Below are 16,182 nucleotides of genomic sequence, written 5' to 3'. Positions count from 1 at the left end.
AGACTCGACATATCGCGCCTGAGGCGTGTTTCATGCCCGTCCTGACAGGGGGCGGGTATGCGCGCGTTGGTTCTGGCGATGCTTGTGCTGACGAGCGGGCTTCATGGAGGAGCCGCCGCCGCGCAGGGCTGGACGCGCGAAGCGGGCGAGGGGCTCGCCATCACCGCGGTCGGGCTGCATCGGCTCGACACCGAGGCCGGGCCCGATCTTCTGAAGACCGAGTACTCGCTCTATCTCGAATACGGCCTGACCGACCGGATCACGCTGATCGGCCGGGGCGCGCTGCAGGAAATGCGCAGCGGCGAGATCACGATTTCGTTAGATCCCGATGCGCCGTCCTCGATCGCCACGCCGGCCTACGGCCTGGGCGGTCTTGAGGCCGGCGCACGCGTGAGGCTCGCCCGGCGCGGGCCCTGGTCCTTCGCTGTGCAAGGCGCGGCGGGCCTGCCCGGCTCGGGTGAGAACGGCACCAATCTTCATTTCGGCGAAGGCGAAGGCGATATCGATCTGCGCCTTCAGGCCGGCCGCTCGTTCGGGAGCCGCGGCTTCGCGGCCGGTTCGGCGGGCTGGCGCAACAGGCGCGGCGAGCCGGTCGACGAGGTCCGCCTCGATCTGGCTTGCGGGCGGCGCTACGGCGAGGTCTGGATCTATCTGCAGACCTATTCGGTCTGGTCGGACGGCTCCGCGCCGGGCCCGATCGGGCGTTATTCCGGCCATAGAGCGCAGATTTCACTGGCCTATCCGATCAGCCGCCGCGCCCGGATCCAGTTCTCAGGCCTCACCACCGTGCTCAGCGACGGCATGGCCGAGGAACGTGCGTTCGGCATCGCGCTGTGGCGGAAGTTCTGAAGGCCCGGTTCGCCGCCCGGCTTTGCTTTTCCATAAAAACGTTTCATATCCGAGCGCATATCGAGCGGAGACAGCCTATGCGCCGCGTTTTATTCATTCTGATCGTCGCCGCGGTGTTTGCGGCCATGACGCTCGCCGTGCTCTGGCGCACCCTGTCTGATCAGGGAGCGCAGGGCGGCGGCTGGGGCGGGCGCGAAACGCCAGTGGCGGTCTACGAGGTCGACACGGTCGAGTTCGCCGACATCGTCGAGGCGCTGGGCACGGCGCGCGCGAATGAAAGCGTGACGATCACCGCGAAGGTCTCCGATGTCATCGCCCGGCTCGATTTCGATTCCGGTCAGCGCGTGGAGGCTGGCCAGATCCTGGTCGAACTGGCCGACGCCGAAGAGGCGGCGGGCCTGTCCGAAGCGCGCGCCACGCTGCGCGAGACGACGCGCGAGGTGGAGCGCATCCGTGATCTGACTGAGCGCGGCGTCGCCCCGCGTTCGCGGCTCGATGAAGCGGTCGGCGCGGTGGAGCGCGCCCGCGCCCGGGTCAACGCCATCGAAGCCCGCGTCGCGGACCGGATCATCCGCGCGCCGTTCTCCGGCGTGGTGGGCCTGCGCAACGTTTCGGTCGGCGAGCTCGTCCGCCCGGGCGACGTGATCGCCGAACTCGACGACACCAGCGTGATCAAGCTCGACTTCACCGTGCCCGAGCGCTTCCTGGCGGTGATCGAACCGGGGCTTGAAGTCGAGGCCCGCGCTTCGGCCTGGCCCGACGACGTGTTCCGCGGCGAGGTCGAGACGATCGACTCCCGCATCGACCCGGCCACCCGCGCGGTCACCGTGCGCGCCATGATCGACAACGCCGACGGCCGGCTGATGCCGGGCATGCTGATGACCGTCGAGATGCGCCGCGACGTGCGTCAGCGGCTCGCCGTGCCCGGATCCGCGATCGTCAGGCTGGACGAAAGCGCCTTCGTGTTCGTGATCGAAGACGGCGAGCGCGGACTCAGCGCCGTCCGCCACGAAGTCGAGCTGGGCCGGCGTTCGGACTCCATGATCGAGGTGGTCTCCGGGCTCGAGGCCGGCCGTCGCATCGTCGCGCAAGGCGTGCACCGCCTCACCGACGGCGCGCCGGTGAGCATTCCCGAACCGCGCCGGAACGAGGAGGGCGGTTCGCCCTCCGCCGGGCCCGCCACCGCCGCGTCGGCCGGCTAGGAGGCGCGCGCCATGACGCTGTCAGACGTCGCCGTCCGCCGCCCAGTGCTCGCCTTCGTGGTGAGCGCGCTGATCGTCGTGTTCGGCGTTCTGGGGCTGCGCGGCCTGCCGCTGCGCGAGCTGCCCGATGTCGACCGGCCGATCGTCTCGGTCGAAGCGGCCTATCCGGGCGCGAACGCCGAAGTGGTCGAAAACCGCGTCACTCAGGTCATCGAGGACGCTCTGTCGGGCATCGACGGGGTTGAGACGATCACCTCCCAGTCCGAGGACGGGGAAAGCGACGTCACGATCACCTTCACCCTCAATCGCGACATCGAAGCGGCCGCCAACGACGTGCGCGACGCGATCAGCCGGGTGCGTCCGCGCCTGCCCGAGGATGTCGAAGAGGTCCAGGTCGCCAAGCAGGACAGCGATGCGCGGCCCTTCATCTGGTACAATCTGCTGTCTGACCGGATGACGAGCGAGGAGCTCACCGACTACGCCGAACGCAATATCGTCGACCGGTTCTCCGTGGTGGACGGGGTGGCCGCGGTGCGGGTGGGCGGGTCTCGCCGCTACGCGATGCGCATCTGGCTCGATCCTGAAGCGATGGCCGCGCGCGGCATCACGGTGGCCGAAATCGAAAGCGCGCTGCGCACCGAGAACGTCGAGGCGCCCGGCGGCGCGGTCGAGACCGCCGACAACCAGCTTTTCGTCCGCGTCGAGCGCCTGTTCTCCACGCCCGAAGCCTTCGAACGTCTTCCGGTTCGCGAGGGCGCGGACGGGCATGTGATCCGCCTTCAGGAAGTCGCCGACGTCGAACTCACCGCCGAGGAGACGCGCTCGGTCTTCCGCGGCAACGGTCAGAACATGATCGGCATCGGTTTCGTGCGGCAATCCAAGGCGAACTCGGTCGCCGTCGCCGACGGCATCCGCGCCGAGGCCGAGCGGCTCATGCCCCAGCTTCCCGAGGGCATGGAGCTGATCGCCGCGAGCGACGACACGGTCTTCATCAAGGAATCCATCCGAGAGGTCTGGCGCACGCTTCTGGTCGCGGCGACCTTCGTGGTGCTGACGATCTATCTGTTCCTGGGCAGCTTCCGGGCCGCGGTGATCCCCGCCGCGGTCGTGCCGGTCTGCCTGATCGGCACGTTCGCCGTGCTCGCCGCCTTCGGGTTTTCGATCAACATCCTGACCCTGCTCGCCCTGGTGCTGACCATCGGGCTGGTGGTCGACGACTCCATCGTCGTGCTGGAAAACATCCAGCGCCGGGTCGATCTGGGCGAACCGCCCGCGCTCGCCTCGTTAAGGGGCGGCCGGCAGGTCTTCTTCGCGGTGGTGGCGACGACGGCGACGCTGGTCGCGGTGTTCGTGCCGCTGATCTTCCTGCCCGGCCTCATCGGCCGGATCTTCACCGAGCTTGCGGTGACCATCACCGGCGCGGTCGTGCTGTCGAGCTTCGTGGCTCTGACGCTGAGCCCGATGATGACGTCCAAGCTGCTGACGCTCTCGAAAGAAGCGCGCGGTCCGGCGCGCTGGGTGCAGGCGGGCGTAGGCTGGACGCGGGAGCGCTATCGCGAAAGCCTCGAAATCGTGCTCAAGCAGCCTGCGAGCGTCATTCCGCTGGTGCTGCTGTCGGTCGCCGGCGCCTGGTTCATGTTCGACCGGCTGCCCGGCGAGCTGACGCCGCCGGAGGATCGCGGCTCCTTCTTCGGCCGGTATTCCGCCCCTGAAGGCGCGAGCTTCGACTATCTCGCCGAGCAGGCCGACGAGGTCGAGGACATCATGCTCGACTATCTCGAGGCCGGCGAGCTGCAGCGCGTCCTGGTGGTCGCGCCGGGTTTCGGCGGCGGATCGAGCTTCTCCTCGGGTCTCGTGATCGGCACCATGGTCCCCTGGGACGAGCGCCGGCCGGGCGAAGAGATCATGGCCGACATCAACCGCGATCTCGGCCAGCTCACCGGCGTGCGCGCCTTCGCCTCCATGCGCGGCTCGTTCGGCGGCGGGGGCGGCGGAGACGACGTCGAGTTCGTCCTGCAGGGGCCGGAGTACGACGTGCTCTACGCCTATGCGCGCCAGCTGATCGAAGACATCAACCAGAACAATGCCGGCCTCCAGCGCCCGCGCACCGATTACGAGCCGACCACGCCGCGCCTGGTCGTCGACATCGATCGCGAGCGGGCCGCATCGCTGGGCGTCGCAGTCACCGACATCAGCCGGACGCTTCAGACCCATCTGGGCTCGCGCCGGGTCGGCCAGTTCATCGACCGGGGCGAAGCCTATAACGTGATCCTGGAGAACCGGCGCGCGGACCGGTCCAATCCCGACGATCTCGAGACCCTTTACGTGCGCGCCGGTTCAGGCGAGCTGATCCCGCTGTCCAACCTTGTCACCCTGCGCGAGGTCGGCGAGGCGGCGGAGAGAAACCGGGTGAACCGCCAGCGCGCCATCTCGGTCAACGCGACGCTCACCGAGGACTATACGCTCGGCGAGGCGGTCGCCTGGCTCGACAGCTGGGCGCAGGCCGAGCTGCCGCCGGAAGTGGGCTCGACCTATCTCGGCGGCGCTAAGGAGTTCCTGGACGCCAACCGCGCCGTGCTCTTCGCCTTCGGCATGGCGCTTCTGATCGTCTTCCTGGTGCTGGCCGCGCAGTTCGAGAGCCTCATCCAGCCCGCCCTGATCATGCTGACCGTGCCGCTCGCGGTCGCAGGCGGGCTGTTCGGGCTCTACATGGCCGGGTCGAGCCTGAACATCTATTCCCAGATCGGCCTGATCATCCTCATAGGCCTGGCGGCGAAGAACGGCATTCTGGTCGTCGAATTCGCCAACCAGCTGCGCGAGGAGGGGATGGACGTGCTCGAAGCCACGCTGGAAGCGGCGACGGTGCGTCTGCGCCCGATCCTGATGACCGGGGTGTCCACCGCCATCGGCGCGCTGCCGCTGGTGCTCGCCGTGGGGCCGGGCTCTGAAAGCCGGATCACGATCGGGGTGGTCATCTTCACCGGCGTGATGGTCGCGACGTTGTTCACGCTGTTCGTCGTGCCCGCCGCCTACGCCGCCGCGGGCAAGTACACCAAGACGCCCAACTGGATGACGCGCCGGCTGGAGAAAGAGGCGGAAACCTCCACCGACGCCGGCGCCGCCGCGAGCCCGGAAACGGGTGGCGGAGCGCCTGCGGAGTAGGAGCGTCAAGCGTTCGCGCGGCGGTTCATCAGCCAGCCTGCGGCCAGCAATCCGCCGCCGATCAGCGCCCATTTCGCGCCGGGCCTCATCTGAAGCTCGGTCGCGGGGCTGAACCTGATTGCGGGATCGTCCTGGTCGCCCAGCCTCATGCCTTCGTTGCCGGGTTCGTGCAGGTTCGCCGAACCGCGCGGCGCGCGGTTCTCGTAGGCCATCTTGTAGAACAGGCTCGAGAACATCTTGTCGGCCAGCCTGGGAAAGAGCTGGGCGGTGGTGGTCTGGATCACGCCGGACTCCCCGATCATGATCTCGCGCTTCTCATGCTCGGCGCAGTACAGGATCGATTTGGCCACAAGCTCGGGATGGTAGACCGGAAGCGGCACCCTGGACCGCTTGTCGGCGTAGTTCTCCGCCCGGATGCCGAACGGGGTGTGAATGCCGCTGGGCTTGATCAGGCTCACCGAGACCGGCGCCTTTTCGTGGATCAGCTCCATGCGCAGGGAATCGATGAAGCCCTTAACCGCGTGCTTTGACGCGGTGTAGGCGCTGAGCACCGGCGCAGGCATGTCCGAGCTGATCGAGCCCAGCGTGATCAGCGCGCCGCCGTGCTGTTTCAGATGCGGCAGCGCTTCGGTCGAACCGTAGACCACGCCCCAGTAATTGGTCTGGAAGATCTTCTCGTGGTCCTCGTCGGTGGTCTCTTCGAGCGTGGCGTAGATGCCGACCCCGGCGTCGTTGATCCAGGTGTCGAACCCGCCATGGCGTTCGATCACGGTTGAGACGACGTTTCGGACCTCGTCGCGCACGCCGACATCGGCCTCCACCCAGTCCGCGCGTCCGCCCTGGGCGGTGATCTCCTCGGCGATTTCCTTGAGCGCCTCTCCGTTTCGGGAGACCAGGATCACGTTCGCGCCGCGTTCGGCGGCCATTTTCGCGGTGGTCAGCCCGATGCCGGAGCTGGCGCCGGTGATCACCACGGTCTGTTCTGAAAGCGGCTTGAGAGAGGACATGGGGGAGCTCCTGGGGCTTGCGGGACTTATCTCGCGCAACGAGCCCCGAGGCCGCCCGTTCCAGTGTTCGTTCACTTCGCGAGGCGGGGCGGAAGCGGCCAGACGTCCAGCGCTGTCAGGATTTTCTGGCGGTGACGCAAACCAGCGTCTGATCGCGGTAGCGCAGGCCGGGCGCGCTCATGAACCGCGCCACGGTCTCCCCGGCTTCGGCTTCGCCCACGGCCGGGGCGATCATCTGGTTGTTCTCCGCCTGAAACATCGACCAGTCGGAGCCCCCTTCCACGATCCGCTCGTGCCGCTCGACGGCGATGTCGGTGAAGCCGGCCTCCTCGAGAAGCTCCGGCAGGCGCGCACCGAAGGCGGGGTCCATCAGCCCGGTCCGCGCCATGCCGTCCCTCACGCGATCCAGCGCCTCGGCGAAGGCTTTCATGCCCGGCGCGTTCGGGTCTTCGGGTCCGCAGGTCGAACAGTCGAGATCGGCGATGGCGATCATGCCGCCCGGCCGCAGCCAGCCGGCCAGCGCTTTCAGCGCGGCGAGCGGATCGGACAGATGCATCAGCACCAGGCGCGCATACACCAGATCGAAGCGTTCCGGCTCGGCGGCGGGCGCGTGAAGATCGGCCTGAAGGTGCCGGACAGGCGGGACGGGCGGCGCGGCGGCGCCGAGGTCGAGATCGAGCCCCAGCACGTCGCCGGACGGTCCGGTCCGCGCCGCGAACCAGGACAGCATCCTGCCCGAGCCCGCGCCGGCTTCAAGGATCTTCATGCCCGGCGCGAGACCCGCGGTGCGCATGAGCCAGTCCTGCGTCGGCGCGGCGTAGAACGCGTCGAGCCGCCGCAGCCGGTCGCTTTCCAGATCGGCCGGCCGTCCCGTCGCGAAATAGGCGCTGCTGAGTTCGCTCATGTCCGGACAAACTATGGCAGAGCGACAGGCCGGGCGGCAAGCGGCTGCAAAAAGTGTAAATCGCAGCCAGCGAACGGCCGTCGCGCGCCGCGAGCGCGCTGAACCAAGGTCTCAAAGCAGAAGGGGTTTCAAGAAAAGCTGAATTCGTTCCAACGCTTGGCCGAATAAGTCATTTCCTGAATTCACTTGAGGGGAACCGCGGCGGCTTCCTAGGCTTTAACCTTCTCTTATTGGAGGTGACCATGAAAAAGACTGTAATCGCCGCGCTCGCCACGGGCGCCCTGTGCGCCGCACCGTCCTTCGCCGCCACGGCTCCCGTCGAAGACGAGGCGAACACCGAAACCGTCGCGGTCGAGCTGAGCGCCAGCGAACTCGCCATGCTCGAGGCCGAACAGGTCGAGACCGCCGAACTCGAAGAGATCGAGGGCGGCCAGATGGAAGACATCCGGCTCGAATGGATCATCATCGGCGGCCTCGTCGTGCTGGCCATCGTGGCGGCGGCCTGATCAGGCCTGTTGCGTGACAGTTGAAGACGCGGCGCCGCCCGGCGTCGCGTTTTCGCCTGTCCGGGAGGGGATATGAGACCTGCGAAGCTCGTTGCGGCGCTCGCCGCCGGCCTGGTTGTGCAGGCCTGCGCCGCGATGTCCTACATCGCCCCGCGCTACACCGAGGAGCGCGCCGCGCTGTCGGAGACCACGGTGCTCGACCGGCAGGATTTCGAGAATTCCTGCGGGCTCGCCGCGCTGTCGACCGCGTTCTCCGCCTGGGGCGAGCCGTTCGACGAGCGCGCCGTCTACGCCGAGACCCGCCCGGGCAGCGAGGCGGGATATACGCTCGCCGAGCTGACCGAGATCGTGCAGGCGCGCGGCGGGCGGCTTTACAGCTTCCGGCCGGACTATGCCGATTTCGTCACGCATACCGGCCGACGCCGGCCGATGATCCTGCCCGTCTACAAGCCGACCCCGCGCGGGATGACGGCGCTCTTGTCTCCCATCCATCGCGACATGCTGGTGCACGCCTGGTGGCGCGAGGACGTCACCGGAGAGCCCAACCATTATCTCGTCGTGCTGCACGCCGACGAGGACCGGGTCTATCTCTTCGACCCCGCCATGGGCGATTTCGCGGTCTCGCGCGAAGCCTTCGAGCGCCAGCGCGCGCTCTGGTCGCCGGTGGCAGCTCTTCCCGTTCCGGGGAGCGCTTTGCCTTCAGAGAGCTGAACGTTCGATCCGGTTTGAGGCGGGCGGGCAAACTTGAACCCGCAGGGTTCGCAAGGGCGACCGCCCGTCTGCACAACGGCTTAAAGCTCGGGGAAAACAGAAAAAATGGCGCCGGTTGAGGGACTCGAACCCCCGACCTTCGGTTTACAAAACCGCTGCTCTACCAGCTGAGCTAAACCGGCCGACGGGCGATGGATACGCGATGCGGGCGAGCGCGCCAAGCGCGCCGATGCACCGGCCTTGAAGCTTCGTCCGCGCCGGTTCAGCCTTCGGCGGGGAGGGCCTCATGACGATCCTGTTTTTCGGCGGGCACACCTTCGACATGGTCTATGCGCTTAACGCGCTTCCGGCCGAGAACGCCAAGGCCAAGGCGGCGCGTGTCTACACCGCCGCCGGAGGACCGGCGCTCAACGCGGCGATCACCTGCGCGATCCTGGGCGGCGAGGCCGTCTACGCCGGCGCCTTGGGCGCGGGGCCTCTGACAGACGCGGTGACCGCCGAAGCCGCGCAATACGGCGTGCGTCTGCATCCGATCGGCGCGCCGACGGGCGATGCGCCCTGCGCCTCCGTCGCGCTGACGCCCGGTGGCGGGCGGACCATCTGGTCGCCGCCGCAGACCGAAAGCCCTGAGCGATGGCGTGAAAGCCTGCCCGACCCGGCGGACTTCGACGCGCTTTTGATCGACGGTCAGCTGCCCGAGGCGGCGACCGGGATCGCGCGCGCGTTTCGCGACGCCGGAAAGCCTGTGCTGCTCGATGCGGGCAGCTGGAAGCCGGGCATGGACGCGCTCACACGGCTCGCCACCGAAACGATCGCGTCGTCGGCCTTTGCGATCCGCGATGAGAGCGAGGTGATCGCTGCGCTGCTCGCGCGCGGCGCATCGCTGGCCGCAGTCACCGCCGACGCTGGCCCGATCGTCTGGAAAGGTGCGGACGGCCGCTCCGGATCGGTCAGGCCGCCGCAGGTCGAGGCGGTCGACACGCTCGCCGCAGGGGACGTGTTTCACGGCGCCTATGCGTATTTCCGCTTCGCCGCGGGGCGGGACGTCGAGCCGGCGCTCGAAGCCGCCGCCCGCGTCGCAGCGTCGAGCGTGGCGTATGAAGGCCCGAGGGCGGGCGTGCGCGCCATGCGCGATTGAGCGCGGCGCGCGGTTCCCCTCACGCCCGGAGGCGGCTATCTACGGCGCGCAACGCTCACCAAGGTAATTTCAATGGCCCGCATCCTCGTCACCAGCGCGCTTCCCTACATCAACGGCGTCAAGCATCTGGGCAATCTGGCCGGGTCGATGCTGCCCGCCGACGTCTATGCGCGCTTCCAGCGGCTGCGCGGCCACGAGGTGCTGGCGATCTGCGCGACCGACGAGCACGGCACGCCCGCCGAACTCGCCGCTGCGGCGGCCGGTCAGGACGTGAAAACCTATTGCGACGAACAGCACGAGATCCAGAAGAGCCTGGGCGAGCAGTTCAATCTGGCCTGGGACCATTTCGGCCGCACCAGCTCGGATCACAACAAGCGCCTGACCCAGCATTTCGCAGAGGTTCTGGAAACGAACGGCCTGATCGCCGAGGTCGTCGAAAAGCAGGTCTATTCCAGGGCCGACGGCCGCTTCCTGCCCGACCGCTATGTCGAGGGGACCTGTCCGAACTGCGGCTATGAGAAGGCCCGCGGCGACCAGTGCGACAATTGCGGCAAGCTGCTCGACCCGGTCGATCTGATCGAGCCGTATTCGGCGGTGTCGGGCTCGCGCGACCTCGAAGTGCGCGACACGCGCCATCTGCAGCTGCGCCAAAGCGAGATGGAAGACCGGCTGCGCGCCTGGGTGGACGCCGCGAAAGGCTGGCCGGCGCTGGCGAAATCCATCGCCTATAAATGGCTCGACGAAGGCTTGCGCGACCGCACCATCACCCGCGACCTCAGCTGGGGCGTGCCGGTCACCAAAGACGGCGCGCCGCGCGAAGGCTTCGAAGACAAGGTCTTCTATGTCTGGTTCGACGCGCCGATCGGCTACATCTCCGCCACTGCGGAGTGGGCGGAGAAGACCGGGGGGGACTGGGAAAGCTGGTGGCGCACCGACAAGGGCGCAGGCGACGTCTCCTATGTGCAGTTCATGGGCAAGGACAATGTGGCCTTCCACACGGTCAGCTTCCCGGCGACGATCCTGGGCTCTGAAGAGCCCTGGAAGACGGTCGACCGGCTGAAGGCCTTTAACTGGCTGAACTGGTATGGCGGCAAGTTCTCCACCTCCAACAAGCGCGGCGTCTTCATGGACCAGGCGCTGGAGCTTCTGCCGGCCGATTACTGGCGCTGGTACCTGACCGCCTACGCGCCCGAGGGCGCGGACGCGCAGTTCACCTGGGAGCACTTCCAGTCCTCGATCAACACCGATCTGGCCAACGTGCTGGGCAATTTCGTCAACCGGATCCTGAAGTTCGCCAGCTCCCGCTTCGAGGGGAAAATCCCCGACGGCGGCGAGCCCGGCGAGGCTGAAGCCTGGCTGGAGGCCGAACTCGAAACGCGCCTGAAAGCGATCGCCGAACACTACGAGGCGATGGAGTTCAGGAAGGCCGGTGCGGAGACCCGCGCGCTCTGGGCGGCGGGCAACGAATATCTCACTCGCGCCGAACCCTGGACGAAGTTCAAGACCGACCCCGAAGCCGCCGCCCTTGGTGTCCGCGTCGGGATCAATCTCGCCGTGATCGCGGCGATCGTCGCCCAGCCCGTCATTCCCGAGACCGCAGCGAAGATCCTCGACGCGGTGGGCGTGCCTGTCGACAAGCGCGCCTGGCCGTCCGGTCCGGCGAACGTCCTGCTCGACGCCCTGCCGCGCGGGCTCGAATTTTCGGTGCCCGACGTCCTGTTCAAGAAGATCGAGGACGATCAGGTCGCCGAATGGACCGAACGCTTCGGCGGCGCGCCGGAGAACAGTTAGCGCTTCGTAAAGCCTGAGCCGCCATCAATGGCGGTTGCAGCTTTGAAGACAGGCGCGATGATCGTGACCGGCGACACTTTGGGCGAGGGCGCGCTCTGCGCCGAAGCGTTGGCGCGGGCCAACGTGCACCCCGAATCCGGGCTTGCGACCGATTACCTCAACCATTTCAACGAAGCGGTGATGGCGCTCGAAATGCTCGAGGCCATGCCCGACATGGCCGAGGACGTGCTCGCCTGGCGCCCGGCCGGCTACGCCGAGCATTTCGAGCGGACGAACTACGCGGGCCGCGAGGTGGTGATCGCCGCCTACGCCGCCGCGCCCCGCGCGCTGAAAGCGCATTTCGAGACGGTCGTCGCAGCGCTCGATCAGGCCATGACCGAGGCGCAGGACCTCGTCCGCGAGGGCCGCCACGCCGAAGCGGCCGCGATGGCGGGCGCAGAGATCGAACCGCTGCTCGCCGCGGCCCGGGCCGCAGTGAACGGCCGGATCGAAGGCGAGGACGTCGACGATCAGGCCGCTGCGCAGGCGGGCATCGACGCGCTGTTTGGCTGAAGCGCACCGTGAATTCCCGGCCGGACCCCGGACCTGATCCGGGGGGAGGGCCGGGACCTTCACCCGGTCAAGGCGCCGCCACCTGAACAAGGTCCCGGATATGCAGCCGGATCAAGTCCGGCCTTGTCCGGGAATTCAAAAAGCTAATCCGTCCGCCGCGGAAAGAGCTTGGTCCTTAGCCAGCCCAGTGTGGAGTTGCCTTCGAGCGCCTCGGCGTAGGCGGCTTCCATGAAGGCGTCCAGGCCCTCGGGGTCGCCCATCATCTCCATGCGCGTCTTGAAGGGGCCGTCGGGATCGAGCGCCTTGACCGGACGGGCGGGGGCGCCGGCGGCGACGGTGTTGGCGGGGATGTCCTTGGTGACCACGCTGCGCGCGCCGATCACCGCGTTGTCGCCGATCGTGACGCCCTTGGAGACGAAGGCGCCGTCGCCGAGCCAGACGTTTCGGCCGATGACGACGGGTCTGGCTTCGGGCCGGGGATCGATCCGGTCGTAAAGTCCGTGCCAGTCGGAATCGGTGATGGTCACCGATTTCGCCAGCAGCGCGCCGTCGCCGATCGTGATCGACTTCGCGGCCAGGATGCGCACCCCGCCTGCAAAGAAGCAGCAATTGCCGATGCGGATTTCTCCCGGCGCGTCCTTGGGCGACCAGACGGTGAAGCTGACCGGCTGGTCGCGCCGGCTGACGACGTGGATCGCCTTTCCGGCATGCACGTTCGGGCCGAACACCTCGACATTCCAGGGCCGCACGATCTTCGCGTGGGGCCCGAGGGTCTCAAAATGCGGCGCGAGGAATCGCTGCGCCCAAACGTTTTCGAACCGCTCCCAGGCGGCGTGCATCCAGTACGGGCGGTGGTCACGGCGCATGGAAGGGCGTATCTCGTCGGCTCATGAGCGAAGACCGTATCGAAGCCGCGATTCTGTCGCTGGTCGAAGCGCGAGGGGCGGACAAGTCGATCTGCCCCTCCGAAGCCGCGCGCGAAGCGTTCGGCGAGAACTGGAACCAGCACATGCGCCATGTGCGCAGCGCGGCGGTCCATCTCGCCCGTCAGGGACGCATCTCGATCCTGAGAAAAGGCAAGCCGGTCGATCCCGAAAGCTTCAAGGGCGTTTACCGTCTGTCGCTGCCGCGGACAGATGCGAGCCCTGACACGAGCGATGGCTGAGAGCTTCGACGCGTTCAAGACCGCAGCGCGGGCCTGCCGGGTCTGCGCGCCCTATCTGGGTCACCCGGTGCGCCCGATCGTGCGCGGGACCACTAAGAGCCGCATCCGCATCATAAGCCAGGCGCCCGGCACGCGCGCACACGGCAAGGACACGCCCTTCATGGACCCGTCCGGCGTGCGGCTGCGCGACTGGCTGGGGATGAGCGAGGCGGAGTTCTACGACGAGGACACGGTGGCGATCACGCCGATGGGCTTCTGCTTTCCCGGGCTCGACGCCAAGGGCGGGGACCGGCCGCCGCGCAAGGAGTGCGCGCCGCTATGGCAGGACCGGGCCGACGCCGCGCTCCCCAACGTCAGACTCACCTTGCTGATCGGCGCCTACGCGCAGCGCTGGCATCTGGGAGACAAGGCTGAAAAGACCCTCACAAAGACCGTTTTGCGCTGGCGAGATTTCTGGCCTGATCATGCTGCGCTGCCGCATCCGAGCTGGCGCAATAATGCATGGCTCAAACGTAACCCGTGGTTTGAGAACGATGTTTTGCCGGAGCTGCGCCGCCGCATCCGCAGCATCCTCGCGGGCGAGATTTGACCGGACAAAATTCAAACAAATACTTACACTTGCCTGAGGCCCGGCGCGAGGGTAGACCGCCCCCGCGTTCGAACGGAACGCGCTCCCTCGCGTAAGACGACGACCGCCCGATAAGGCGGCGCTCCGCGAAGGACAGGCCTGAGACATAGCTCGCATCAGAGGACTCCCCGCCCATGAGCGTGTTCGAACAGCAAGCGTTCGACGACCACGAGAACATTCTTTTCGCCAGCGATCCGGCCACGGGCCTCAAGGCGATCCTGGCGGTGCACTCCACCGCGCGCGGCCCGGCCGTCGGCGGCTGCCGGATGTGGAAATACGCAAGCTCGGCCGAAGCGCTGACCGACGTGCTGCGCCTCAGCCAGGGCATGAGCTACAAGAACGTGATGGCCGACCTGCCGATCGGCGGCGGCAAGTCCGTGATCATGCGCCCTGAAGGCGATTTCGACCGCCAGGCGCTGTTTGAGGCGTTCGGCCGTGCGCTGGAAGCGCTGGGCGGCAAGTACATCTCGGCCGAAGACGTGGGCGTGTCGCCGGACGACATGGTCGCCGCGCGCCGCACGACCCGCCACGTCGTCGGCCTGCCCGACGGCACCGGCGATCCCAGCCCCGTCACCGCCAAGGGCGTGTTCCTGGGCATCCAGGCCTGCGTCGAGCGCGGCCTGTCGCGCTCGGACCTCTCAGGCGTGAAGATCGCCGTGCAGGGCGCCACGGGCCATGTCGGCTCGTACCTCGTGGGCCATCTCGCCGAGGCCGGCGCGGAGCTCTTCCTCGCCGACATCCGCGAGCCCGAGCTGAAGGCGCTGGCGGAAAAGACCGGCGCGACCATCGTGCCGACCGACGAGATCTACGACGTCGACGCGGACGTGTTCACCCCGTGCGCGCTGGGTGCGGTCATCAACCCCGACACGATCGACCGGCTGAAGGTGAAGATCGTCGCCGGCGCGGCGAACAACCAGCTGCTCACCCGCGACATGGGTGAAGCGCTGCGCAAGCGCGGCATCCTCTATGCGCCCGACTACGTCATCAACGCGGGCGGCATCATCAACGTGATGGGCGAGATCGACCCGCGCTTCGACGCGAAATGGGTCGAAGGCAAGCTCGTCACCCTCAAGCGCACGCTGGGCGAGATCCTGGACACCGCTGAAAACGAAGGCCGGCCCGCCAACCTCGTCGCCGACGAGCTGGCCCGCCAGCGCATCGCCGAAGCGGCGAACCAGAAAAAAGCGGCGGCGTAAGCCTCGCTTGATCCCTGAATGAAGAAGCCCGCGCCGAAAGGTGCGGGCTTTTTCGCATCGATTGCAATCTCCGGCGGATTGGGTCACACCGTTAAGCGGTAGAGATTTGCTTACCTAAGGCGATTTCAGCATGCTTTGATTTACTGATTAGCGGCGTGGAGGGCTGTGCATGCGGGTCATCGTCGGAATTTTCGCGTTGGCGTTGGCGATCTTGTTGGCTCCGCAGGCGACGGGGGCGGCGTGGGAGCCGCATCACACGAACACTCATGGCACGGCCCTGACACCTGACGGACGGTATTACGCCGCCGCTGTCAGCGGCGAGCCGGTTCGATATGTCAAGGTCTTTGATCTCGAGGCGCGCGAGATTCTGCGCCTCGATCTGGGACCGGGCGTGGGCAAGGTCGGCGATCTGGCGATCAGTGCGGACGGGACAAGGTTGGCTTTCCAGCTCGTTCCGGCTGCAGGGCGGCGCGCCGCGGACGTGTTTTCGGACCAGAACGCCCTGATGGTGGTCGGCGTCGACGGTCAGGTCGAAGCGCTCTTATCCGCTCCCGGGCGGTATCATGGTCCGCCCGGCCTGTCCTGGGACGGGTCGGCGCTCGTGTTCGGGGTCGCAGACTTCAGCGTCGGGTCCCGGTCCATTCCGAAGCATCCCTATGCCTATGACCTTGAAACCGGCGCGTTCACGCGACTGAGCGATCAGGGCTTTGAACGGATACGCGAAATCTATTTCGCTGAGGACGGATCGGGCGTGTGGTTGCGTTACTGGAGACCCGAACTGCCTGACGGAAGCGTCGTCGGAGTTCTAGACTACCCGCCTTCCCTGGCTGATCGACCGGCGCCGGATCGACCGTCCTTCTTTCACACCTGGTGGCGTTTCGGCGACCCTCTGCCGACCTGGTCGGAGCCAGTGACCCCGTGGAAGGACTCTACGATTACAAACATCGGCGCGGACGGCCGCGCCTACGGCCAGGTCATGCTCGGTGTCAGCGGTTTCACGCGCCAGATGACCGCTTACGGCGTCGTGGATCAAGACCTGCCGCCCTGGTCGCTTTGGGCGGCGTCGCCCGGCGAGCCGCCGGCGATCATCGAGAGCGACGCCATGCGCGCGCCTCCCTATCCTGAACGGGTCGGCATTTCAGGAAGCGCGCGGTACGACTCAATCCGGGATCGTTTCGTCATGATCGCCGTGCGGGAGACACGCCGGTCACGCCCGCGAGATCGCGATTACGGCCCCCCTTTCTTGGCGATCCGTGACGCGTCAGGTTTTCGGGAGGTGGACACCTCCGACTGGCCGATGCGTACGGTCGAGGTCGGCTTTGAGTGGCCTGACCATCTTCAGCCGGTGCGCGCCGATGCGCCTTGAGCCGC

Annotated in this window: 15 protein-coding genes and 1 tRNA gene; 12 read left to right on the top strand and 4 right to left on the bottom strand. The window is 67.2% G+C overall.

The window, feature by feature from the left end; all coding sequences use genetic code 11:
- The first annotated feature begins 57 nt into the window (after positions 1-57).
- From ABL308_14025 to ABL308_14015, 3 genes are all read left to right on the top strand, one after another.
- Positions 58-849 carry a hypothetical protein gene (locus ABL308_14025; protein ID XBQ16059.1) on the top strand — a complete coding sequence of 264 codons (792 nt, stop codon included), beginning with the start codon at positions 58-60 and terminating at the stop codon, positions 847-849.
- 77 nt (positions 850-926) lie between these two features.
- The gene (locus ABL308_14020) at positions 927-2,051 is read left to right on the top strand and encodes an efflux RND transporter periplasmic adaptor subunit (GenBank protein XBQ16058.1); all 1,125 of its coding nucleotides are present in this window, start codon (positions 927-929) and stop codon (positions 2,049-2,051) included.
- Between the two features lie 12 nt (positions 2,052-2,063).
- Complete coding sequence (locus ABL308_14015) at positions 2,064-5,213, top strand: efflux RND transporter permease subunit (protein XBQ16057.1); 3,150 nt, start codon at positions 2,064-2,066, stop codon at positions 5,211-5,213.
- A 5-nt stretch (positions 5,214-5,218) separates the two neighbouring features.
- On the opposite strand, the gene ABL308_14010 is transcribed toward ABL308_14015, so the two are convergent.
- Together ABL308_14010 and ABL308_14005 are read right to left on the bottom strand one after the other, a co-directional pair.
- Positions 5,219-6,220, bottom strand: a complete 1,002-nt coding sequence (locus ABL308_14010; GenBank protein XBQ16056.1) for an SDR family oxidoreductase — start codon at positions 6,218-6,220, stop codon at positions 5,219-5,221.
- A 115-nt stretch (positions 6,221-6,335) separates the two neighbouring features.
- Entirely contained in the window at positions 6,336-7,124 is a 789-nt protein-coding gene (locus ABL308_14005) for a methyltransferase domain-containing protein (protein ID XBQ16055.1), read from the bottom strand.
- Positions 7,125-7,366: 242 nt separating this feature from the next.
- Between ABL308_14005 and ABL308_14000 the strand changes: the two genes are divergently transcribed.
- Complete coding sequence (locus ABL308_14000; GenBank protein ID XBQ16054.1) at positions 7,367-7,630, top strand: hypothetical protein; 264 nt, start codon at positions 7,367-7,369, stop codon at positions 7,628-7,630.
- Between the two features lie 72 nt (positions 7,631-7,702).
- The gene (locus tag ABL308_13995) at positions 7,703-8,341 is read left to right on the top strand and encodes a cysteine peptidase family C39 domain-containing protein (GenBank protein ID XBQ16053.1); all 639 of its coding nucleotides are present in this window, start codon (positions 7,703-7,705) and stop codon (positions 8,339-8,341) included.
- Between the two features lie 106 nt (positions 8,342-8,447).
- Here ABL308_13995 and ABL308_13990 read toward each other — a convergent pair.
- A tRNA-Thr gene (locus ABL308_13990) sits at positions 8,448-8,523 on the bottom strand.
- 104 nt (positions 8,524-8,627) lie between these two features.
- Here ABL308_13990 and ABL308_13985 point away from each other — a divergent pair.
- The 3 genes from ABL308_13985 to ABL308_13975 all read left to right on the top strand — a co-directional run bounded on the left by ABL308_13985 (position 8,628) and on the right by ABL308_13975 (position 11,822).
- Positions 8,628-9,479 carry a PfkB family carbohydrate kinase gene (locus ABL308_13985; GenBank protein XBQ16052.1) on the top strand — a complete coding sequence of 284 codons (852 nt, stop codon included), beginning with the start codon at positions 8,628-8,630 and terminating at the stop codon, positions 9,477-9,479.
- Positions 9,480-9,551: 72 nt separating this feature from the next.
- A complete protein-coding gene (gene metG, locus ABL308_13980; GenBank protein ID XBQ16051.1) occupies positions 9,552-11,270 on the top strand; it encodes a methionine--tRNA ligase in 1,719 nt (572 codons plus the stop codon).
- A gap of 27 nt (positions 11,271-11,297) precedes the next feature.
- The gene (locus tag ABL308_13975; GenBank protein ID XBQ16050.1) at positions 11,298-11,822 is read left to right on the top strand and encodes a hypothetical protein; all 525 of its coding nucleotides are present in this window, start codon (positions 11,298-11,300) and stop codon (positions 11,820-11,822) included.
- 143 nt (positions 11,823-11,965) lie between these two features.
- Here the strand turns inward: ABL308_13975 and ABL308_13970 are convergent, their stop codons facing one another.
- On the bottom strand, positions 11,966-12,688 hold the full coding sequence (locus tag ABL308_13970) for an acyltransferase (protein ID XBQ16049.1): 723 nt from the start codon (positions 12,686-12,688) through the stop codon (positions 11,966-11,968).
- Positions 12,689-12,711: 23 nt separating this feature from the next.
- Between ABL308_13970 and ABL308_13965 the strand changes: the two genes are divergently transcribed.
- From ABL308_13965 to ABL308_13950, 4 genes are all read left to right on the top strand, one after another.
- Complete coding sequence (locus ABL308_13965) at positions 12,712-12,987, top strand: DUF3253 domain-containing protein (GenBank protein ID XBQ16048.1); 276 nt, start codon at positions 12,712-12,714, stop codon at positions 12,985-12,987.
- Complete coding sequence (locus ABL308_13960) at positions 12,980-13,576, top strand: uracil-DNA glycosylase family protein (GenBank protein ID XBQ16047.1); 597 nt, start codon at positions 12,980-12,982, stop codon at positions 13,574-13,576. The genes ABL308_13965 and ABL308_13960 overlap by 8 nt, the downstream gene beginning before the upstream one ends.
- A gap of 173 nt (positions 13,577-13,749) precedes the next feature.
- A complete protein-coding gene (locus tag ABL308_13955) occupies positions 13,750-14,811 on the top strand; it encodes a Glu/Leu/Phe/Val dehydrogenase dimerization domain-containing protein (protein XBQ16046.1) in 1,062 nt (353 codons plus the stop codon).
- A 169-nt stretch (positions 14,812-14,980) separates the two neighbouring features.
- On the top strand, positions 14,981-16,177 hold the full coding sequence (locus ABL308_13950; protein XBQ16045.1) for a hypothetical protein: 1,197 nt from the start codon (positions 14,981-14,983) through the stop codon (positions 16,175-16,177).
- Positions 16,178-16,182 lie beyond the last annotated feature (5 nt).

This window comes from Oceanicaulis sp. (assembly GCA_040112665.1).
Taxonomy (GTDB): Bacteria; Pseudomonadota; Alphaproteobacteria; order Caulobacterales; family Maricaulaceae; genus Oceanicaulis.
Note: the sequence above shows the minus strand (reverse complement) of the source record. Positions and strands in the feature narration are given on the sequence as shown.